General features: G+C 61.7%; 13 protein-coding genes, 1 tRNA gene and 1 pseudogene. 3 read left to right on the top strand and 12 right to left on the bottom strand.

What is annotated here, in order from left to right:
- The first annotated feature begins 63 nt into the window (after positions 1-63).
- Both tssK and icmH read left to right on the top strand, forming a co-directional pair.
- A complete protein-coding gene (gene tssK / locus C7H84_RS12590) occupies positions 64-1,410 on the top strand; it encodes a type VI secretion system baseplate subunit TssK (protein WP_121859103.1) in 1,347 nt (448 codons plus the stop codon).
- On the top strand, positions 1,407-2,189 hold the full coding sequence (gene icmH / locus C7H84_RS12585) for a type IVB secretion system protein IcmH/DotU (RefSeq protein WP_121859102.1): 783 nt from the start codon (positions 1,407-1,409) through the stop codon (positions 2,187-2,189). Before tssK ends, icmH begins: the two co-directional genes overlap by 4 nt.
- Before the next feature lie 94 nt (positions 2,190-2,283).
- On the opposite strand, the gene C7H84_RS12580 is transcribed toward icmH, so the two are convergent.
- The 8 genes and pseudogenes from C7H84_RS12580 to C7H84_RS37565 form a co-directional block, all read right to left on the bottom strand.
- Positions 2,284-2,601, bottom strand: a complete 318-nt coding sequence (locus C7H84_RS12580; protein ID WP_121859101.1) for a hypothetical protein — start codon at positions 2,599-2,601, stop codon at positions 2,284-2,286.
- Positions 2,602-2,875: 274 nt separating this feature from the next.
- Complete coding sequence (locus tag C7H84_RS12575) at positions 2,876-3,250, bottom strand: hypothetical protein (RefSeq protein ID WP_162999269.1); 375 nt, start codon at positions 3,248-3,250, stop codon at positions 2,876-2,878.
- Between the two features lie 356 nt (positions 3,251-3,606).
- A pseudogene (locus C7H84_RS12570) lies at positions 3,607-5,139 on the bottom strand (RHS repeat-associated core domain-containing protein); the annotation flags it as partial.
- A gap of 324 nt (positions 5,140-5,463) precedes the next feature.
- Complete coding sequence (locus C7H84_RS36340) at positions 5,464-5,796, bottom strand: hypothetical protein (RefSeq protein WP_162999268.1); 333 nt, start codon at positions 5,794-5,796, stop codon at positions 5,464-5,466.
- 575 nt (positions 5,797-6,371) lie between these two features.
- On the bottom strand, positions 6,372-6,812 hold the full coding sequence (locus C7H84_RS12560; RefSeq protein ID WP_121859098.1) for a hypothetical protein: 441 nt from the start codon (positions 6,810-6,812) through the stop codon (positions 6,372-6,374).
- Positions 6,813-6,822: 10 nt separating this feature from the next.
- Positions 6,823-11,466, bottom strand: coding sequence for an RHS repeat-associated core domain-containing protein (locus tag C7H84_RS12555; RefSeq protein WP_240462022.1), 4,644 nt, complete (start codon positions 11,464-11,466; stop codon positions 6,823-6,825).
- Positions 11,467-11,519: 53 nt separating this feature from the next.
- Positions 11,520-14,711, bottom strand: coding sequence for a type VI secretion system Vgr family protein (locus C7H84_RS12550; protein ID WP_121859097.1), 3,192 nt, complete (start codon positions 14,709-14,711; stop codon positions 11,520-11,522).
- A gap of 108 nt (positions 14,712-14,819) precedes the next feature.
- Positions 14,820-14,954, bottom strand: coding sequence for a hypothetical protein (locus C7H84_RS37565; RefSeq protein WP_276208402.1), 135 nt, complete (start codon positions 14,952-14,954; stop codon positions 14,820-14,822).
- Positions 14,955-15,070: 116 nt separating this feature from the next.
- Here C7H84_RS37565 and C7H84_RS12545 point away from each other — a divergent pair, with 116 nt between their 5' ends.
- Positions 15,071-15,871, top strand: coding sequence for a transporter substrate-binding domain-containing protein (locus C7H84_RS12545; protein ID WP_121859096.1), 801 nt, complete (start codon positions 15,071-15,073; stop codon positions 15,869-15,871).
- Positions 15,872-15,966: 95 nt separating this feature from the next.
- Here the strand turns inward: C7H84_RS12545 and C7H84_RS12540 are convergent, their stop codons facing one another.
- From C7H84_RS12540 to C7H84_RS12525, 4 genes are all read right to left on the bottom strand, one after another.
- The gene (locus C7H84_RS12540) at positions 15,967-16,170 is read right to left on the bottom strand and encodes a hypothetical protein (RefSeq protein WP_040143177.1); all 204 of its coding nucleotides are present in this window, start codon (positions 16,168-16,170) and stop codon (positions 15,967-15,969) included.
- 324 nt (positions 16,171-16,494) lie between these two features.
- A tRNA-Thr gene (locus tag C7H84_RS12535) sits at positions 16,495-16,570 on the bottom strand.
- A gap of 19 nt (positions 16,571-16,589) precedes the next feature.
- Positions 16,590-17,111, bottom strand: coding sequence for a ClpXP protease specificity-enhancing factor (locus tag C7H84_RS12530; protein ID WP_121859095.1), 522 nt, complete (start codon positions 17,109-17,111; stop codon positions 16,590-16,592).
- 71 nt (positions 17,112-17,182) lie between these two features.
- Positions 17,183-17,794 (bottom strand): glutathione S-transferase N-terminal domain-containing protein, encoded by a 612-nt coding sequence (locus C7H84_RS12525; RefSeq protein WP_006400565.1) that lies wholly within the window; start codon positions 17,792-17,794, stop codon positions 17,183-17,185.
- Position 17,795: the final 1 nt, after the last annotated feature.

Below are 17,795 nucleotides of genomic sequence, written 5' to 3'. Positions count from 1 at the left end.
TGGCGATTAATTCGGGCACGACCAGATCGATTACATCGCAACGCGACATTAACCGGATTTGACATGAGTTATTCGGCCAAGGTGCTTTGGGGGGAAGGGCTGTTCCTCCGGCCTCAACACTTCCAGCGGCAGGACGCCTACCACGAGGCGCGCCTGTTCGAATCCATCCAGGCGATCCAGCCGTACAACTGGGGCGTGCGCTCGGTGCGCATCGACCGCGACGCGCTCGGCAGCAACGTGCTGCGCGTCGCCGAGCTCGCGCTCGTGTTCCCGGACGGCGCGCTGTATGCCGCGCCGCAGGCCGACGACCTGCCGCCGCCGATCGCGCTCGACACGCTGCCCGACGGCATCAACGAATTCGTGTTCTATCTCGCGCTGCACCCGCTGCGCGAGAACGGCACCAACTACAGCGACGATCCGGCCGCCGGCTTCATGACGCGTTTCGTCAGCGAGCAGACGAGCGTCGCCGACAACTTCACCGACGCCGCCGAAGCCGACATCACGTTCCTGAAGACGCAGGTCAAGCTGATCGCGCACAGCGAGCCGCGCGACCAGCTGCTGTCGGTGCCGCTCGTGCGCGTGCGCCGCACCGCGACGTCCGGCTTCGAGATCGACGACAACTTCGTGCCGCCGTGCCTCGCGATCGAGGCGTCGCCGATCCTGCACCAGCGGCTGCGTCAGCTCGTCGACGCGTTGCAGGCGAAGGTCAACGCGCTGTATGGTTTTCACCGCGAGCCGTCGAAGAACATCATCGAATTCCGCTCGGGCGACATCGCGTCGTTCTGGCTGCTGCACACCGCGAACGCCGCGTTCGCGACGCTCGCGCATCTGCATCAGCATGCGGCGCTGCATCCGGAGCGGCTGTTCCAGGAACTGCTGCGCCTCGCCGGGCAATTAATGACGTTCTCGAAGGGCTACACGCTCGCCGACCTGCCCGTGTATCGCCACGACGATCCGGGCCCGAGCTTCGCGCGTCTCGATCTGATGCTGCGCGAGTTGCTCGACACCGTGATCTCGACGCGCTACTTCGCGATCACGCTCGACGAGGTGCGTCCGTCGTTCCATCTCGGCCGCCTCGATTCCGGCAAGATCGACGACAAGACCGAGTTCTACCTGGCCGTGTCCGCGGACATGCCGAACGTCGAGCTCATCGACGCGGTGCCGGCCCGCTTCAAGGTCGGCGCGCCCGACGACGTCGACAAGCTCGTGCTGTCGGCGATGCCCGGCGTGCGGCTGTCGTACACGCCGCAGGTGCCGCCCGCGATTCCCGTGCGGCCGGGTGCGTGCTATTTCTCGCTCGATTCGCGCGGCGCGCTGTACGAGCGCATGCTGCAGGCCCAGTCCGCGATGATCTACGCGCCGACTGGCATCAATGACCTGAAATTCGAACTGATCGCGGTCACATCATGAGCTACGCGCCTTCCCTGTTCGGCGACAACGCGCCGGCCCCCGTTCATACCCCGGCGTCGACCGATGCCGCGTTCCAGGCCCGCTCGCTGCTCGACCTGCTGTACGACGGGTTCTTCATGCTGTTCCTGCTCAAGAACGGCCGCGAGCCGGACAGCGCAAGCGAGTTCAGCACGAAGATCCAGGAGTTTCTGTCGGATTTCGAGCGGGGCGCGAAGAAGCTGAACATCCCGGCCGAGGACGTGTATGGCGCGAAGTTCGCGTACTGCGCGGCCATCGACGAGATGGTGCTGTCGTCGCAGTTCAAGATCCGCGCGGACTGGGAGCGCCGGCCGCTGCAGCTCGTGCTGTTCGGCGAACAGCTCGCGGGGGAGAAGTTCTTTCAGTATCTCGAGGACTGTCGCGCGCAAGGCGCGGCGCGGCTGCAGTCGCTCGAGGTGTTCCATATGTGCCTGCTGCTCGGGTTCCAGGGCAAGTATCTGCTCGAGGGGCCGGAGAAGCTTGCCTACCTCACTGCGCGGCTTGGGGATGAGATCGCGCATATGAAGGGCAAGCGGGCGGCGTTTGCGCCGCATTGGCCGCTGCCGGATCAGATCGCGCACCGGTTGAAGCGGGAGGTGCCGGTTTGGGCGATCGGGGCGGTGTTTGCGCTTGTGGCGTTGCTTGGGTATCTCGGGCTCAATACTTATCTCAAGGACAAGACGCTGCAGGCGTTGGCGCCTTATTCGCAGGTCATCAAGGTCGGGCCGGAGTCGGCGAATTTGACGATTTCGTTGCCTTGAGGGCTGGGCTTCGTTCGGACGTTGACGCTGCATGTAAAAAGGGACCGCGTGGCGGTCCTTTTTTACTGTGGCGTGTGGGGTGCGTCGTGCGTCGTCAGAGCAGGATGAATTCTTCGTTGTCGACGTAGAAGACGAACGCGTCGAACAGCTGCGCGACGCTCGGTTCGTCGACCTGGTCGTGCGCGTTGATCACGATATCTTCGATCGTCGCGCTGTTCAATGTGAGGCACCAGCCGGGTTGTGGTGCGGTGGCGGGTGGCGTCGTGCCCTCGGCGTGGGCGGCGTCTTCGATGAATGCGCCCTCTGTGTCGAGGGTCCACGGAATCGGTGGCAGGCAGAGCCATCCGGAGAAATCGCCGGGGTGCTCGAGAATGTGTTGCAGCGACGCGGTGGTCGCGGGGATGGTCGACATAGGTGTTGCGGTTGAACGGGTGAATGCGTTGCGGGAATCGCGAGGTCACGGTGGCAAGCCGTGATTATGCCGAATCCGGGATCGTGATATTGCCCGCGCGCGTTGTCGACTGAGCCGCATGCGGCGCGCATAGCCCCATTTGCACTCCTTCGTCTCTCACGACTGGACAGTCAGGAAGGCCTCCATTCATTTTTCGATCCTAAAAATATGTCTCCCCGTTCTTAACCCGATGGCCCGGGTGGCCGACATACCGCAACCCGGCGGCACGTACTCACTATCCCGAAAACGGGATGGTCTTTGCGGTGCCCCGCTCCACAAACTCGCACCCCAAGAGCTTTTCATCCAATACAAAACAAGAACCTGTATATGCCCCGGTTTTAATCCCATAATTCTGCAATGGTGTATCGGCCGGCAACGCCTCGAGCTCCGTTATCAGGCTAGCGAGCCCAAACGTTTTTAGCTTGAGCTTCTGGGTATTTGCTTGACGCGACTTCGCCCGAGCAAGGACAAAAGACGCCGGATCAATGCGAGGATAGCCTGGAATTTCAACCACATCCGGCGAGGTCAAAACCGATTCCAGTGCGCCGCTCCATTCGTTGGCGGGCATGTTTCCCAACATCCTCTTGACGCGTTCGATTCCGCTCATCATCGACATCTCTCCCGCGAAACATGCACACCAGTACGAGTGCCTGTTTGCAACATTTCTACTTCGCCCCAATCGTTGATATGCGTCCAACCCCATGCCCAAGAATCGCCGGGACCGGGTGCTCCCCGCGGTACACTCAGCAACACCCCGCCAGGGCCGTCCTTGTTTGCATGTTGCAAAGCCAGATCTTTGCTGGGTGTCCACGAAACAAATTGACTCTCCCCGGTTAATCCGCCTTCCGCATGCTGTTCTGGTGTCAGATTGGCCGTGGGGTTTGCTGGCCGGACGACGCCTTTTTTAGCATCGTTAATCGCTGGATGGTTAGCGCTCACCCCCCGATACAAACAGTCGCAACAAGTCAGACCCAGCGGATCAATCCATCCGACAGGATTAGGTGCGTACCGGTACACATTGATCCCGCCACTGAGCCCGATTGGATCTCTACTAATAAATCGACCTACGTTCGGATCGTAGTATCGATACCGGCTGTACGCGAGCCCTGTCTCATCATCGAACTGCTGCCCCTGAAACCGCAACCGATTCCTAGACACGATCCCCGCCGCCTTCGACGCCCGCGCAATCACCTCCCGCGCCTCACCCCAAGCCCTGTACAACGCTTCCCACACGACGTCACCGTCGTCGTCGGTCATCAACTGCGGCGTGCCAATCTGATCGCAGTGGTAATAGAACACCGCCGCATCACCCCGCCGCTGCGGCACCTTCTGCAGCGGATCCTCCTCCGGCACATAGCGGTCGGTACTCTTCCACTCCGGCGTCACGATCCCCTCGACCGGTCCCGCCACATACTGCGCTAGCGGCACGAACGTCCCCGGCTCGTAGATATAGTGCGTGCCGCGCTCGCCGTCGCTCTCGTACGCCAGCGTGTCACCATCCCATCCGAAGACCGTCCGCTCGCCGTTCACCTCCTTAGCGATCCGCCGACCGAACGCGTCATAGAAGTATCGTGCCTGACTCTGCCGCGACGTCTCGGCAACCCGCGCAGACAGCATGCGATTGAACTCGTCCCACTCGTATTCCTGTTCCCCCGCCGGCGTACGCTTGCGCAACAGATTCCCGCGCGCGTCGTACTCGAAATGCATCCCCGCATACGCCTTCAGCAGGTTGCCGAGCACCTTCGGCACCTCAACCGGCAACGTGCTTTCCGGCCGCACCGGGCTCGGACGCGACGCGGGCGTGTCCGCAGTTCGCACCGGATCGATGATGTTGCTTGCCGGATCGAACGCAAATCGCTCCTTCGCGACCGGGCTGTTTGCTTCGATCAGCCGCCCGACCGGATCGTATCGATAGTCGGTCCCGCCCTTGCGGCTGTCCTCGATTCGCGACAACTGGCCCGCCGCGTCATAGCGATACCGCCGCTCGGCAAGCGGCGCAGGCGAGGTCGACCGCTGGATCGTCTGCTGCAGCACGCGCCCTGCCGGATCGTAGTGCGTGCGCTGCCCGACCTTGCTCGACAGCACGCGCACCGTCTCGCGATGCAAGTCATCGCGCTCGAACTGCACGCGCTCCTCGCCGTCGAGCAGCATTCCGTGGACATGCCCGGAGCCATACATCAGCCAGTCGACCGCATGGCCGTCCGGCCGCACGGTACGCCGCCGGTTGCCGAGTTCGTCATACTCGTGATGCCACACGTAGCTGCGCCGTTCGCCGAACAGATCGTACGCGTGATGTTCGCGCACGAGATTGCCAGCCGGATCGAAGAAGAACTGCACACGGCTGTACCGGTTCACCGCATCGATCAACCGGCCGCTCGGGTCGTAGGCAAACCGTTCCTCGCTCTCTCCCGCGGCACGCTTCAGCAGACGACCATTCGCATCGGCGTCGATCGACGTCACGTAACCCGCTTCGTCGACCGAAACGAGGCTGCCGCTGTCCGGGCCGTACCCGCCCTCAGGTCATGGACGACTTCTTTGCCGATCTTCGCGTTGTAAGCGTGGACGTGGCAACTAGCCGTCCACCATACTCATGAACATATCGACCTGCGAGGTCGAAACAATCTTGCTCACTCGGTCCCGTAATTCTTCCAAGAAATCCGATCGCACCGCCAACGTATCGTCATAAATATCTCTCGAGTATTTCACAACAAAGAGATCACACCAAACGCGCAGTACCATGGCAAACGTAACTATGTCATCTGAAACGAGATTGGGTTTCCATGACCCAGATCCATGGCGCGCAAAAAAAATAGCGCAGTCGTTCTACTCGGCAATTCCGATGATTGGATCTCCGCTAATTTCACCGAGAACGATCCAATCATCTTGCCACTTTTGAAAGCGGCTTCCAGATGCGTCAACCCGGTACCCGACTTGCCCTTCCTCTAAGGTCGAATAACTTCCGTATAGGCGAAGTTCTTCGGCAGACCAAGGAATCTGAAGATCAGTTCCTCGCAAAGCAGATACCCAAGTCTCAACTCCCTTGTCCAAAAATGACTGCAATGTTATTGATGCAGCCACCTGAGGCGCCATGCTTGCACCGACACCGAGAATCTCACGCACCTCTTGAAAAACATTATCCGCATTTTGCATTTTCACTCGCCCGCTGATGTTGATTTATCATTGCCGAACGGTCAATTAATCGACCCGACGTCGCATTTTGATAATTCTCACGGCGTCCCTGCAAACTATTCAAATGATCACCACCACTCGGCCCATTCGACAGAAATACGATATTGCGCGGATTCCCAGCCCATGCAGGACTACTTTCTACATTATTTATATGGTGCCCCCGTGAATCCGGAAATTTTACCCGTACTGAGCAATTCGTCCATTTGCGCAGGCGTCCAGTCTACCGTTCCAGAACCAGTCGCTTTCACCAGTTCCTGCTCCGCTTTCCACGCGGGATTGATGCCAGTCTGACGAGAGCCCGCCATTGGTGTAACGCTGTCTCTAATCTTGTAGCGAATCAAGTTGCACGGCGCAAGCCCGAGCGGATCAACCCACGCAACCGGATTGCGCGTATATTGAAATACGTTGACCCCACCAGCCAATCGGATCGAGGCTTTCCATATGAAGCGCCCCGAGCCGCGATCATATTACCGATGGCGGTTGTAGGGCAGCCACTATCAGAATGCTCCTGTCTCTGCGAAACTCATCTACCTCTCGTTCGCTTAGAAGTACGAGCTTATCTCCGGATACTCGTCCAAGAAGGCATCGCTATGTATGAAGCTATTGAGATCCCCTTGCATCCTTTTCGCCGCGTCAACTATGGCCTTCGTCTTCGCAGCGTCGTTTGAGTTCACAACCCGTCCGATCAAAATCAGCGGCCATTCTTGAGCACTTGCATTACGTTGCAAATCTCCAAACTTCGCTGCGAGGCGTTCTGCGTATAAGCCCCCATCAGCTTTATCGAGAACGACTAGCACGGACTCTTGAATACCGTAATCATCCGCATCGCAAAAGGTGTCCAACAACGCGTCGATCACTCGGCCGTCAAGCTGATCCTGCACATCCTTCACCAACTTAACAAATGCCCTCGCATCAGTCGAATTCTCATAACGATCGAGCGACAGTAGTGAATTGCGCCATTGCTCAAAGTCAGTGTCATTCATGCAAAGCTCCCTATTTTTTCAAGAACTCACGACATTTGGCATATGCCAGCATTTCTGTCATAGCCTCGTTGTACTTCTTCGGATTTCCAACTTGTGCGGCAACACGCCGAACGTCGCGTATTTCCATAGCCATCGCGCCGCGCCAATCTCCGGCCTCTAGTTTGCTTTGAACTTGCCCACGATATTCCTTGCCGGCATTGCCCTGATAACCGTGGCTCATTGTTAGCGCATGGTCATCAGGGTCCATCTGTATCGCTGGGCCTTGGCTTCTAGCGAGCGGACTCACACTGTCTGCAGGCATGTGGTGCGATTCAATTCCAGCCGCCGTAGTGCCACCATAGGAACCACCGCGGTATGGACCCGTCCCCTCTGGATTCCCCTTCTTCAAGCAGTCACAGGGGCATCGAGCCAGTCCCAGAGGATCGATCCACAGCGTCGGGTTTGGCGCGTATTGAAAGACGTTGGTTCCACCCGCGAGTCCGATCGGATCCGTTGATACAAACCGCCCGCTATTCGGATCGTAATATCGATACCGATTGTAGTGCAGTCCGGTTTCTTCATCAGCTCGCTGGCCCTGGAATCGCAGTGAATTCCTCACCTCGATCCCCGCGACCTTCGACGCCCGCGCAATCACCTCCCGCGCCTCACCCCAAGCCCTGTACAACGCTTCCCACACGACGTCACCGTCGTCGTCGGTCATCAACTGCGGCGTGCCAATCTGATCGCAGTGGTAATAGAACACCGCCGCATTACCTCGCCGCTCCGGCACCTTCTGCAGCGGATCCTCCTCCGGCACATAGCGGTCGGAGCTCTTCCACTCCGGCGTCGCGATCCCCTCGACCGGCTCCGCCACATACTGCGCCAGCGGCACGAACGTACCCGGCTCGTAGAGATAATGCGTGCCGCGCTCGCCGTCGCTCTCGTACGCCAGCGTGTCACCATCCCACCCGAACACCGTCCGCGCCCCGTTCACTTCCTTCGCAATACGCCGCCCAAACGCGTCATAAAAATACCGCGCCTGACTCTGCCGCGACGTCTCGGCAACGCGCGCAGACAGCATGCGATTGAATTCATCCCACTCGTATTCCTGCTCGCCCGCCGGCGTACGCTTGCGCACCAGATTCCCACGCGCGTCGTACTCGAAGTGCATCCCCGCATACGCCTTCAGCAGGTTCCCGAGCACCTTCGGCACCTCAACCGGCAACGTGCTTTCCGGCCGCACCGGGCTCGGACGCGACGCGGGCGTGTCCGCAGTTCGCACCGGATCGATGATGTTGCTTGCCGGATCGAACGCAAATCGCTCCTTCGCGACCGGGCTGTTTGCTTCGATCAGCCGCCCGACCGGATCGTATCGATAGTCGGTCCCGCCCTTGCGGCTGTCCTCGATTCGCGACAACTGCCCCACCGCGTCATAGCGATAGCGCCGCTCGGCAAGCGGCGCAGGCGATGTCGGCCGCTGGATCGTCTGCTGCAACACGCGCCCTGCCGGATCGTAGTGCGTGCGCTGCCCGACCTTGCTCGACAGCACGCGCACCGTCTCGCGATGCAAGTCATCGCGCTCGAACTGCACGCGCTCCTCGCCGTCGAGCAGCATCCCGTGCACATGCCCGGAGCCGTACATCAACCAGTCGACCGCATGGCCGTCCGGCCGCACTGTCCGTCGCCGATTGCCGAGTTCGTCATACTCGTGATGCCACACGTAGCTGCTCCGTTCGCCGAACAGATCGTACGCGTGATGTTCGCGCACGAGATTGCCAGCCGGATCGAAGAAGAACTGCACACGGCTGTACCGGTTCACCGCATCGATCAATCTGCCGCTCGGGTCGTAGGCAAACCGTTCCTCGCTCTCCCCCGCGGCACGCTTCAGCAGACGACCATTCGCATCGACGTCGATCGACGTCACGCAGCCGGCTTCGTCGACCGAAACGAGGCTGCCACTTTCCTTGTCGTACTGATAACGCGTCGACTTGCCGTCGAAGCCGACCTCCTCGATCAGCCGCCCCGCCGGATCGTAGCGGAACTGGTATGTCGCAAAGTTCGCGTCGGTCAGCGCGCTCAAGCGACCGAGACGGTCATAGCGATACGCAAGCGTCTGCCCGAGCGCATCCGCACGGCTCGCAATACGGCCGGCCGCGTCATAACCGTATCGCGTCGATCGGTTGAGCTGATCGGTATGCCGCAACAAGCGGCCTTCAGCGTCGTATTGCACGTGCTCGACGCCGTCCGGCGAACGGATCTCCGTCAATTGGCCATTCGGACCATAGCCATAAGCGATCATGCCGCCCGACGCATCCTTGGTCTCGATCACGCGACCAATGTCGTCGTAGCGCCACTCGGTCTTCTTTCCCGAGCAATCCGTGTAGCTCGTAACCTGCCCGGCATCGTTGTACTCGAGCGTCTTCGTGCCGCCCTTCGCATCGGTGATCTGCGTCGGCAAACCCTTGTCGTTGTATTCGTACTTCGTCGCGTGCTCGAGCGGATCGATTTCCTCGACGACGTTTCCGGCATCGTCGTACTTGCGCTGCCACACGTGCCCGTTCGGATCGACGAGGCGGATCATCTGATCCTTGTCGTCGTATGCCATCTCGACAACGCTGCCGTCCGCCCGCTCGTGCTGAACCAGGTTGCCGCGCGCGTCGTATTCGCGCCGTTCGATGCTGCCGTCCTGGCGAATATGCAGCACCAGATTGTGATGCGCATCGCGCCGGAACCACTCCTGGTTGCCGTCCGGGTAGACGATCCGGTACACGTAACCGTGGATGTTGAAGTAGTACCGCGTCATCTGACCGAGCGCATCGGTTACGTAGGTCAGACGGATATTCGGATTCCACGCGAGCCGGAGATCGAGGCTCCCGTCCTCCGCATATTCGCGGATGCATTTCGCGTCGGCGTTGTCGTCGGCATCCGCGCCATCCCATTCGAGCGTCATCCCGCGGCCCGTGCGATCGGTGTAGCGCGTCACCAGGTGGCGGTGATATTGATACGCCCGCGCGTTGCCATGGCGATCGACCGCGCGCACGAGATCGCCGCTCGCGTCGTATTCGTAGGTCGCCAGCGCGCGGCGCGCACCGTCCTTGAGCACATGCTCGATCTGTACGATCCGGCCATGCTTGTCGTGCTCGAATGCGAGCACATTGCCGCTCGCATCGATCAGGCGCGCAAGGCGATCGAGCGCATCGTAGTCGAGCGTGATCGTGTTGCCGGCGCGATCCTTCTGCATCGCGAGCCGGAACGCGTCGCCGCGGCGCTCGTACACATGCAGCGCGTCATGGCCGTATGCGACCGTCACCCACGTATCGTCGAGCCGCGACAGCGTCAGGTTCTCCGACAGATCGTCGTGCACCGCGCCGGCTGCCAGCGCCGGATAGTCGATGCTGCGCCCCTCCGCATCGCGATAGACCCACTGACCGTTCTTGCTGTCGATTCGCGTCGTATAGGGTGTGATCCATCGCGCGCCCAGCTCACCGTTGTCATAGGCGGACAACCGGGAGCGATACGTACGCTCCCAAACGAGCGGCAGCGCGCCCGGCAGATCGAAATCGACGTGCGAGAAGGTTTCGTCACCGAATGCGAAATCAATCGACGCGAGTGAAGCCCCGATTCCGCATGCCTTGCACGTGCTCTTCCCGGGCCCTTCGGCCGGCGCTTGCCCGTTGGTTTTCTCGAGCCCCTCCTGTCCGCGCGTCTTCCTCGCCTGGCTCGTGCCGGCTGCCTTGACGTCCGCAGTCTGCTCATGAAGCTTTGCGCGTGCCTTGACGCGCCCGACGGCCTCGATCAGCTGCAACACCAGCCACATCATCTTGCCTTCTTCGCTGCCGGCAAGCGAGCGGATCGACTTCGCGATCTTCGGCGCCTCGGTTCGAAGGAAAGTCACCGTGCCGCGAAACGGCTCAAGCCACGCGTCGGGCGCGAGCTTCGCCATCGTGCCCGCCGTCTTGTTCACGGCCTTCTTGCCAAGCGCCTTGGTGCCCTCGTATGCGAACTGGATGCCGTCACCGACTCGACTCGGGCTGTACCACGGCCGGTTGTCCGCCATCTTCTGCGCAAGCTGTTGCTGGCGTTTCAGATTGGCGTTGGCATCGAAGAGCTGTCCGTGCAGCGCCTTGTCCATGCCGGTCGCCAGCGCGATCATGAGCTCCTCGGCTTTCGACGCGCATCCGTCGAGCAGCTCGACGAGGCCGGCCTTCAGCTTGTTCAGAAAATCCTCGATCTCGGTCGCGCAAGTCGCGTTGATATGCGTGACCAGCACGGAGATGATCGCCGCGCCGAGATTGTTGCGCGTCGCCAGCAATTCATGACGGACAAGCGCGAGCAGCGGGCGCGCCGACATCCGGAACGGCGCGAGTGTCGGCGGAATCGGAATGATGCCGAGCAGGTTGATCGCGAGGCTCATGTAATCGAGCACCTGACCACCACGCTTCTCGACGATTTCAGCAATATCGCCCAGCGCGTCGACCATCGCCATGATGTTGCCGACGATCGGCACGGCACCGGCAAACGTCTTCACGTCCTCGAACGTGATGTGATTGCCGCTGATCCGGCGCAACCACGCGTCGAAGCGGTTGCCGACTGCCGCGACGTCCTTGGCCGAAACATCGCTGAGCCAGGTAACGGCCTGTTCCTTCTCAGCACCTGGTGGAAGTTGTTGTGCCATGTCGTTCTTCGTTCAATTCGTTTTTTTCAAGACGGCTGACAAGCCGCGCTCTCTCAGGATTTCAACGGTCCGCCGAAGCCGCTCGTCGGCAGCTTCATGCCCGTGGCGCCTGCTGCCGACGCCACCGTCGTGGCGCCCTCGCCCGCGATACCGGCGACGCCCGGCAAAGCACCCGGCAATGCGCCCTGCAGGGCTCCGGACGCCGCATTCGCAGCCGGTGCAGCCAACGCCGCGAGGCCACCTTGCCGCGCCGCTTGCACCATCCCGGCCACCTGCTTCGCGGCACCACTCAGGCTCGAGGCCGTCTGCAACGCCGACGCAACGCCAGCACCACCCAACGCACTCGCGGCAGCCGGCATCGCGGAGTTCGCGAGGCCACCGAGTGCGGCGCCCGCGCTGCCGCCGCTCACGAGCCCCATCGCCGCCGTCGTCGCGGCAGGCGCCATGCCCTGCAACTGGCTCGCGAGCTGCCCGCTCGCCGCTGCCTGCGCCGCGTCCGGCGACGGCTCAGCGGGCTCTGCCGGCCACTTCGCCTGCTTGAAGTAGTTCGCCGGCTGATTGGACTCGCGCGGATCCTTTCCGAATTCGACACGCACCGCCCCCGGCGGCAACCCGCTCACGACCGTATAGCCGCTGTTGTCGAGCGCGCCTTTCTTCAGCACGGCGCCGTTCACATCCTTCACCGTGAACAACCCGCCCTTCACCGCCTCGCCGTTCACGTACTTGTGAAACAGTTCCAGCTGCCCCGGCTGATCCGGCCGCGGGCTCGGCAGCGGATAGCCCATGCTCGCCGGCCCGGCGAACGTATGCGACGCGCCCTTCACGTCGATGGCGCCCGGCGCGTGAATCTCGATGTTGCCGCCCTGGATGCGGATATATCCGCCGCCGCTCGTCAGCAGGATTCCCTGATCGGCCGCGATCTCGATCCTGTCGGTTGCGGATACAACCTTTACCGCCTTCTGCGCGGTCACCTCGACGTTGTCCGACTGCGCCTGGATCTCGACCTTGCCCTTGCCCGCGAACAGCTTCATCCCTGCGTTCTGCACGAACAGGCTCAGCTTCTGCCCGATGCTGCCGATCAGCGACTTGCCCGCCGCGACATGCACGCTCTGTCCGCTCGCGACGTTCACATGATCGTTCGCGACCATATGCAGCGACTGCTGCGTCGACATCCCGATTCCCGACGGGCTGCCGAACAGCATCACCGGTTCCTTGAACGCGTTCGCGCTGCCCGTGCCGCCGCCGGCCGTACGCCCGCCGGATGCGTTGCCCGATGCACTCTCCTGCGTCGCGTCGGTGAACGCGCGCATCGTGTCGTGGGCTTCCTTGAGACTTTCCGCCTGATGCTGCTCGCTCACGCCCGACAGCGCTTCGACCAGGCTCTCGCCCGTCACGAGCTGCTGCTGCGCTTCCTTCACGTCGAGCGGCTGGCTGTTCACTGCCTTCGGATGCGTGGTGACGTACAGGCCCTGGCTCGCCCGCACCGCGCCGTACGCGTCCGACCGCAGGTCGAAACCGCTCCCGAGATACGACCCGCGCGAATTGCCGTTCTGGTCGATGATGTAGCCGAGATGCAGCAGGCTGTTCGCGCTGCTGCTCATCAGCTGCACGCGGTTCTGCCCGGTCGCGTCGTCCATCACGAGATGGTTGTAGCCGCTGCCGGAATACTCTTTCGATCGATAGCCGGAGAGGATCCCGTCGCTATGCCACTGCGGCTGGTTCGCGCCGTTGTACACGCGTCCGACCGCCAACGGCCGGTCGCAGTCGCCGCCGACGTAATCGATCAGCACTTCCTCGCCGACACGCGGCACATGCACGCCGCCATAGCCGCCACCGGTGTCCGACTGCACGACGCGCACCCAGCACGACGCATTCTCGTTGCCCGGGTTCAGGCGATCCCACACGAACTGCACGCGAATCCGGTTCAACTCGTCGGTATAGACTTCCTCGCCCTGCGGCCCAACGACGAGCGCCGTCTCGAGGTGCATCTTCGGCTTCTCGTGTTCGAACGGGCTGCGATACGGCACGTTTACGCGCTGCGCCTCGACTTCCACGAGGTAGAAGCCGACCGAGCCGTCGTCATGCGGCACGCGAAACACGGGATCGGCGCCGTAGCCCTCCTGCGCTTGCGTCAACGCGTCGCGCAGGCTGTACGGAAAGTCCGCGCTGCTGCTCGCCACCGGCAGGTTGTTCTCGATCCACCACTCGACGCCGATCGCCGCAAATTCGCGCTGGTCGGCCGGGTCGCGATCGTGTTCGGGATGGTCCGCCAGCGTGAAGCGCCGGCCGGCATCGATCGCGCGCACACCGCCCGCGCCGTGGAAGCGCTTCGCCTCCGACTCCCACTGCTCCATCCGGATCTTCGTCAGATGGTCGCCGCGCGTCTGGTCCAGATACGTGTACGCACCGGTGTACTCGTAGACTTCGAGCTGATCGGGCAATTCGCCCTGGCCGCCCATCGTCGGCAGCGTCGTGCCCTTCGGGTTCGACGGTTGAGATGGATTCTTGTAGTCGAACGTGCGCGTGGTTCGTGTCACGCTCTGCAGCGTGCGCGTGCCCGACCATTGCGTGAACCCGTCGGGTTCGCTCGCCGCGCCGCCGCGATAGAAGCGCACGGTTTCCGGCGACAGCGGCGCGAACGCCTGCAGGTTGTCGGTGATCACGAGCGTATGCGACTTGCCGTCGTCGGCCTGCTGCCAGGTGCAGTAGAGGCCTTCGCTCTCCATCAGCCGGTGCACGAAATGCCAGTCGGTATCGTGCTGACGTGTGTACGAGCGGTTCGGCAGCGGCTGCGACAGCGCGAAGCGGAAATGCCCCTGCGCCTGCGGATGCTGATTCAGCACGTCGCTGATGATCTGGTCGACGGTCGTGTCGTTCCAGAGCCGCTGATCGCGACGAAACTTCAGGAAATGGGTGAAATCGGCGAACGTGAGCTGATAGGTCGTGAGCCCGCCATCAGCGCCGAGGCGGCGCGCGGTATGGACGTATCCGTTGATCGGCCGGTAGCTGCGATCGCCTTGCTGAACCCACAACGTGACCGGCTGCGCGATCAGCTTTTTGAGTTCCAGATCGCTATCGACGGACAATACGTCGAGCGTGAATTCGTACGCGCGTCCGATGCGCGAGCGGCCGACCGCCCGCTGCACGGTCAGCACGTTCGCGCCCAACGGCGTATCGAGCTTCAACAACCGGTCCTGCTGAAGCAACCCGCCGCGCAATGCGGCGACAGTGTTCTGCATGTTCATGGCAACGGCCTTTTCTTCTTTTGACGCGCCCTCGGATGGCACGGTATTGGATTTCGCTCGCGCGATTTTACAGACAAATTACCGCGCAAATTTGAAAGATGACTTGATTTAAAAGACTATTTTCGAGCGCATTCCGAACCGCCCGGTGAACGGCTCAAACGCTTGTTCGGCATCGACGAGCCGCATCGGCGCGTTGCATTGCGGCCCCCGCCGCCCGCCGAAATCGATTGCAATCAGGGCCAATTCGACTTCCGGCGCCGCCCGGTTGCGAGTAGTGTCTACGTGCTCGTATTCCGGCCTCGCCCGGACACGATCGATGCCTGGCGCTCGATTACTACACTGAATATTGGAGATCCAAGATGAAACGTTCGAAGTTCCTGCTGTCGGGCCTGCTGCTCGCGTCGGCCCTCGGTTTCACGGCCGTCGCCGCGCATGCGGAAGACTTGCTCGACTCGGTGAAAAAAGCCGGCGTGCTGCGCGTCGGTCTGGAAGGCACGTATCCGCCGTTCAACTCGCGCGGCACGTCGGGTCAACTGGAAGGCTTCGACGTCGACGTCGCCAATGCGGTTGCCGGCAAGCTCGGCGTGAAGACGCAGTTCGTCCCGACCGAATGGAGCGGGATCATCGCGGGGCTGCAGGCCGGCAAGTTCGACGTGATCGTCAACCAGGTCACGATCACGCCGCAGCGCAAGGAAGTGCTCGACTTCAGCGAGCCGTACACGTATTCGGCCGCGCAGCTGATTCAGCGCAAGGACGACACGCGCAACTTCAAGTCGCTCGAGGATTTCAAGGGCAAGAAGCTCGGCGTGACGCTCGGCACCAACTATGACCAGATGGCGCGCAGCGTGCCGGGCATCGAGGTGCAGACGTACCCGGGCGCACCGGAAAAGCTGCGCGACCTCGCCGCGGGCCGGATCGAGGCGACGCTCGACGACCGCCTGATGCTGCCGTACATGATCAAGACGTCGAACCTGCCGCTGCGCTCGGGGGCGGTGCTGAACGGCGGCAAGCAGGAGATGGCGATTCCGTTCCGCAAGGGCAACCCGAAGTTCGAGAAGGCGATCAACGATGCGCTGGATTCGCTGCGCAAGGAAGGCACGCTGAAGAAGATCTCGATGCACTGGTTCGGTAGCGACGTGACCGTGCCGGTCGCGCAGTAAGCGGTTCGCGGTTCGCCGCGCTTTCTGCTTTCATCACGTCACGTCTTTCGCTGCGGCGAAGGCGTGACGCTTCTCTGCGGTTCTACTCCCTTCTCTCAAGCCGCCTCGTCGAAGCGCGCCAGCAGCATCTGGCCGATCGGCGTCAGCGCCGGGCGCGCGGCCACCGCGTTCACGCGTACCTGCGTATCGTCGACCAGCCGCTTTTCGACGAGCACGGCGAACGCCGGGTTCGCGAGGTCGACACTGTCCGGCGCACGCGCAATGCGCAGCAGCATAGAGAATTCATGCGGACTCAACATGGTCCTTGTCTCCTGATCGTCCGCGACCCAGCTCATTCGGCGTCGATCGTGTTTTCGAATGGAATGGTGCGAGGCATAAGCCGATGCGTTCGCGGGAGCGAGATCCCGAGTGACCGCTGCGCGACGCGGGCACGGCGTCGCATGCGGTCACGCACGCCCCGATCGCGACGATGCTACCGCGACGGGAATGTGCAACGTTAGGGGTGCCGCGTGACGCAGGCGTGACAGGGAGATGGGGACAACGATGGCGCACGCGACATCGCGGCGTGTGCCCCCATGAACGAAAAAGGGGTTACGGAAAATTCCGTAACCCCTTTTCGGATTTGGTGCCGGCTGCAGGACTCGAACCCGCCACCTGATGATTACAAATCAACTGCTCTACCAGATGAGCTAAGCCGGCGTAAGCGCGAGATTCTACCTCATTTCACGATCTTGAGGCGAGGTCTGCTGCCGCCTTTCGAGCCATCTCCGTCGGTTTTCGGCGGTTCGTCGGCCCCTTCGGACGGTTCCTCGTTCGCACCGCTATCGACGACAGGCGCCAACACCGCAGGCGACTCGTCACGCGACGCATCTTCAACCTGCGCGGCCTCGTCTTCGAACGCGCCCGAATCCTCGCCCTCGCCCGCCACCGCATCGACCTGGAACGCCATCCCCTGACCGTTCTCCCGTGCATAAATCGCGAGCACGTTGGCCACCGGAATCTCGATCTTGTGCGCCTTCCCGGAGAACCGGGCGGTGAACTCGATCCACTCGTTACCCATCTGCAGCTGGCTCGTCGCCTCGAAGCTGATGTTGAGCACGATCTCGCCGTCACGCACGAACTGACGCGGCACGCGCGTCGAGTTGTCGACCCTCACCGCGATATGCGGCGTGTAACCGTTATCGGTGCACCACTCGTACAGCGCGCGCAGCAGATAAGGCTTCGTTGAAATCTCTTGCATCACAATCCTCGAACCCGGAGCGGGCACGCGGCACGCCGCGCCGCCCGCTCCGTCATGCACTCATTGCACCATCAGCGACGCATGACCTTTTCGGACGGCGTCAGTGCTTCGATATACGCCGGACGGCTGAAGATCCGCTCGGCATACTTCATCAGCGGCGCGGCATTCTTCGACAGCTCGATGCCGTAGTGATCCAGACGCCACAGCAGCGGCGCGATCGCGACGTCGAGCATCGAGAATTCTTCGCCGAGCATGTACTTGTTCTTCACGAAGATCGGCGCGAGCTGCGTCAGGCGATCGCGAATCGCGAGGCGTGCCTTCTCGTGGTTCTTCTCCGCTGCCTTGCCCTTCTCGTTCTCGAGCGTGCTGACGTGAACGAACAGCTCCTTCTCGAAGTTGAGCAGGAACAGGCGCGCACGGGCGCGCTGCACCGGATCGGCCGGCATCAGTTGCGGGTGCGGGAAGCGCTCGTCGATGTATTCGTTGATGATGTTCGATTCGTACAGGATCAGGTCGCGCTCGACCAGAATCGGCACCTGACCGTACGGGTTCATCACCGAGATGTCTTCCGGCTTGTTGAACAGGTCGACGTCACGGATCTCGAAGTCCATGCCCTTCTCGAACAGCACCAGCCGGCAACGCTGGGAGAACGGGCAAGTTGTGCCGGAATACAGAACCATCATA

Source organism: Burkholderia sp. Nafp2/4-1b (assembly GCF_003635165.1).
Taxonomy (GTDB): domain Bacteria; phylum Pseudomonadota; class Gammaproteobacteria; order Burkholderiales; family Burkholderiaceae; genus Burkholderia.
Note: the sequence above shows the minus strand (reverse complement) of the source record. Positions and strands in the feature narration are given on the sequence as shown.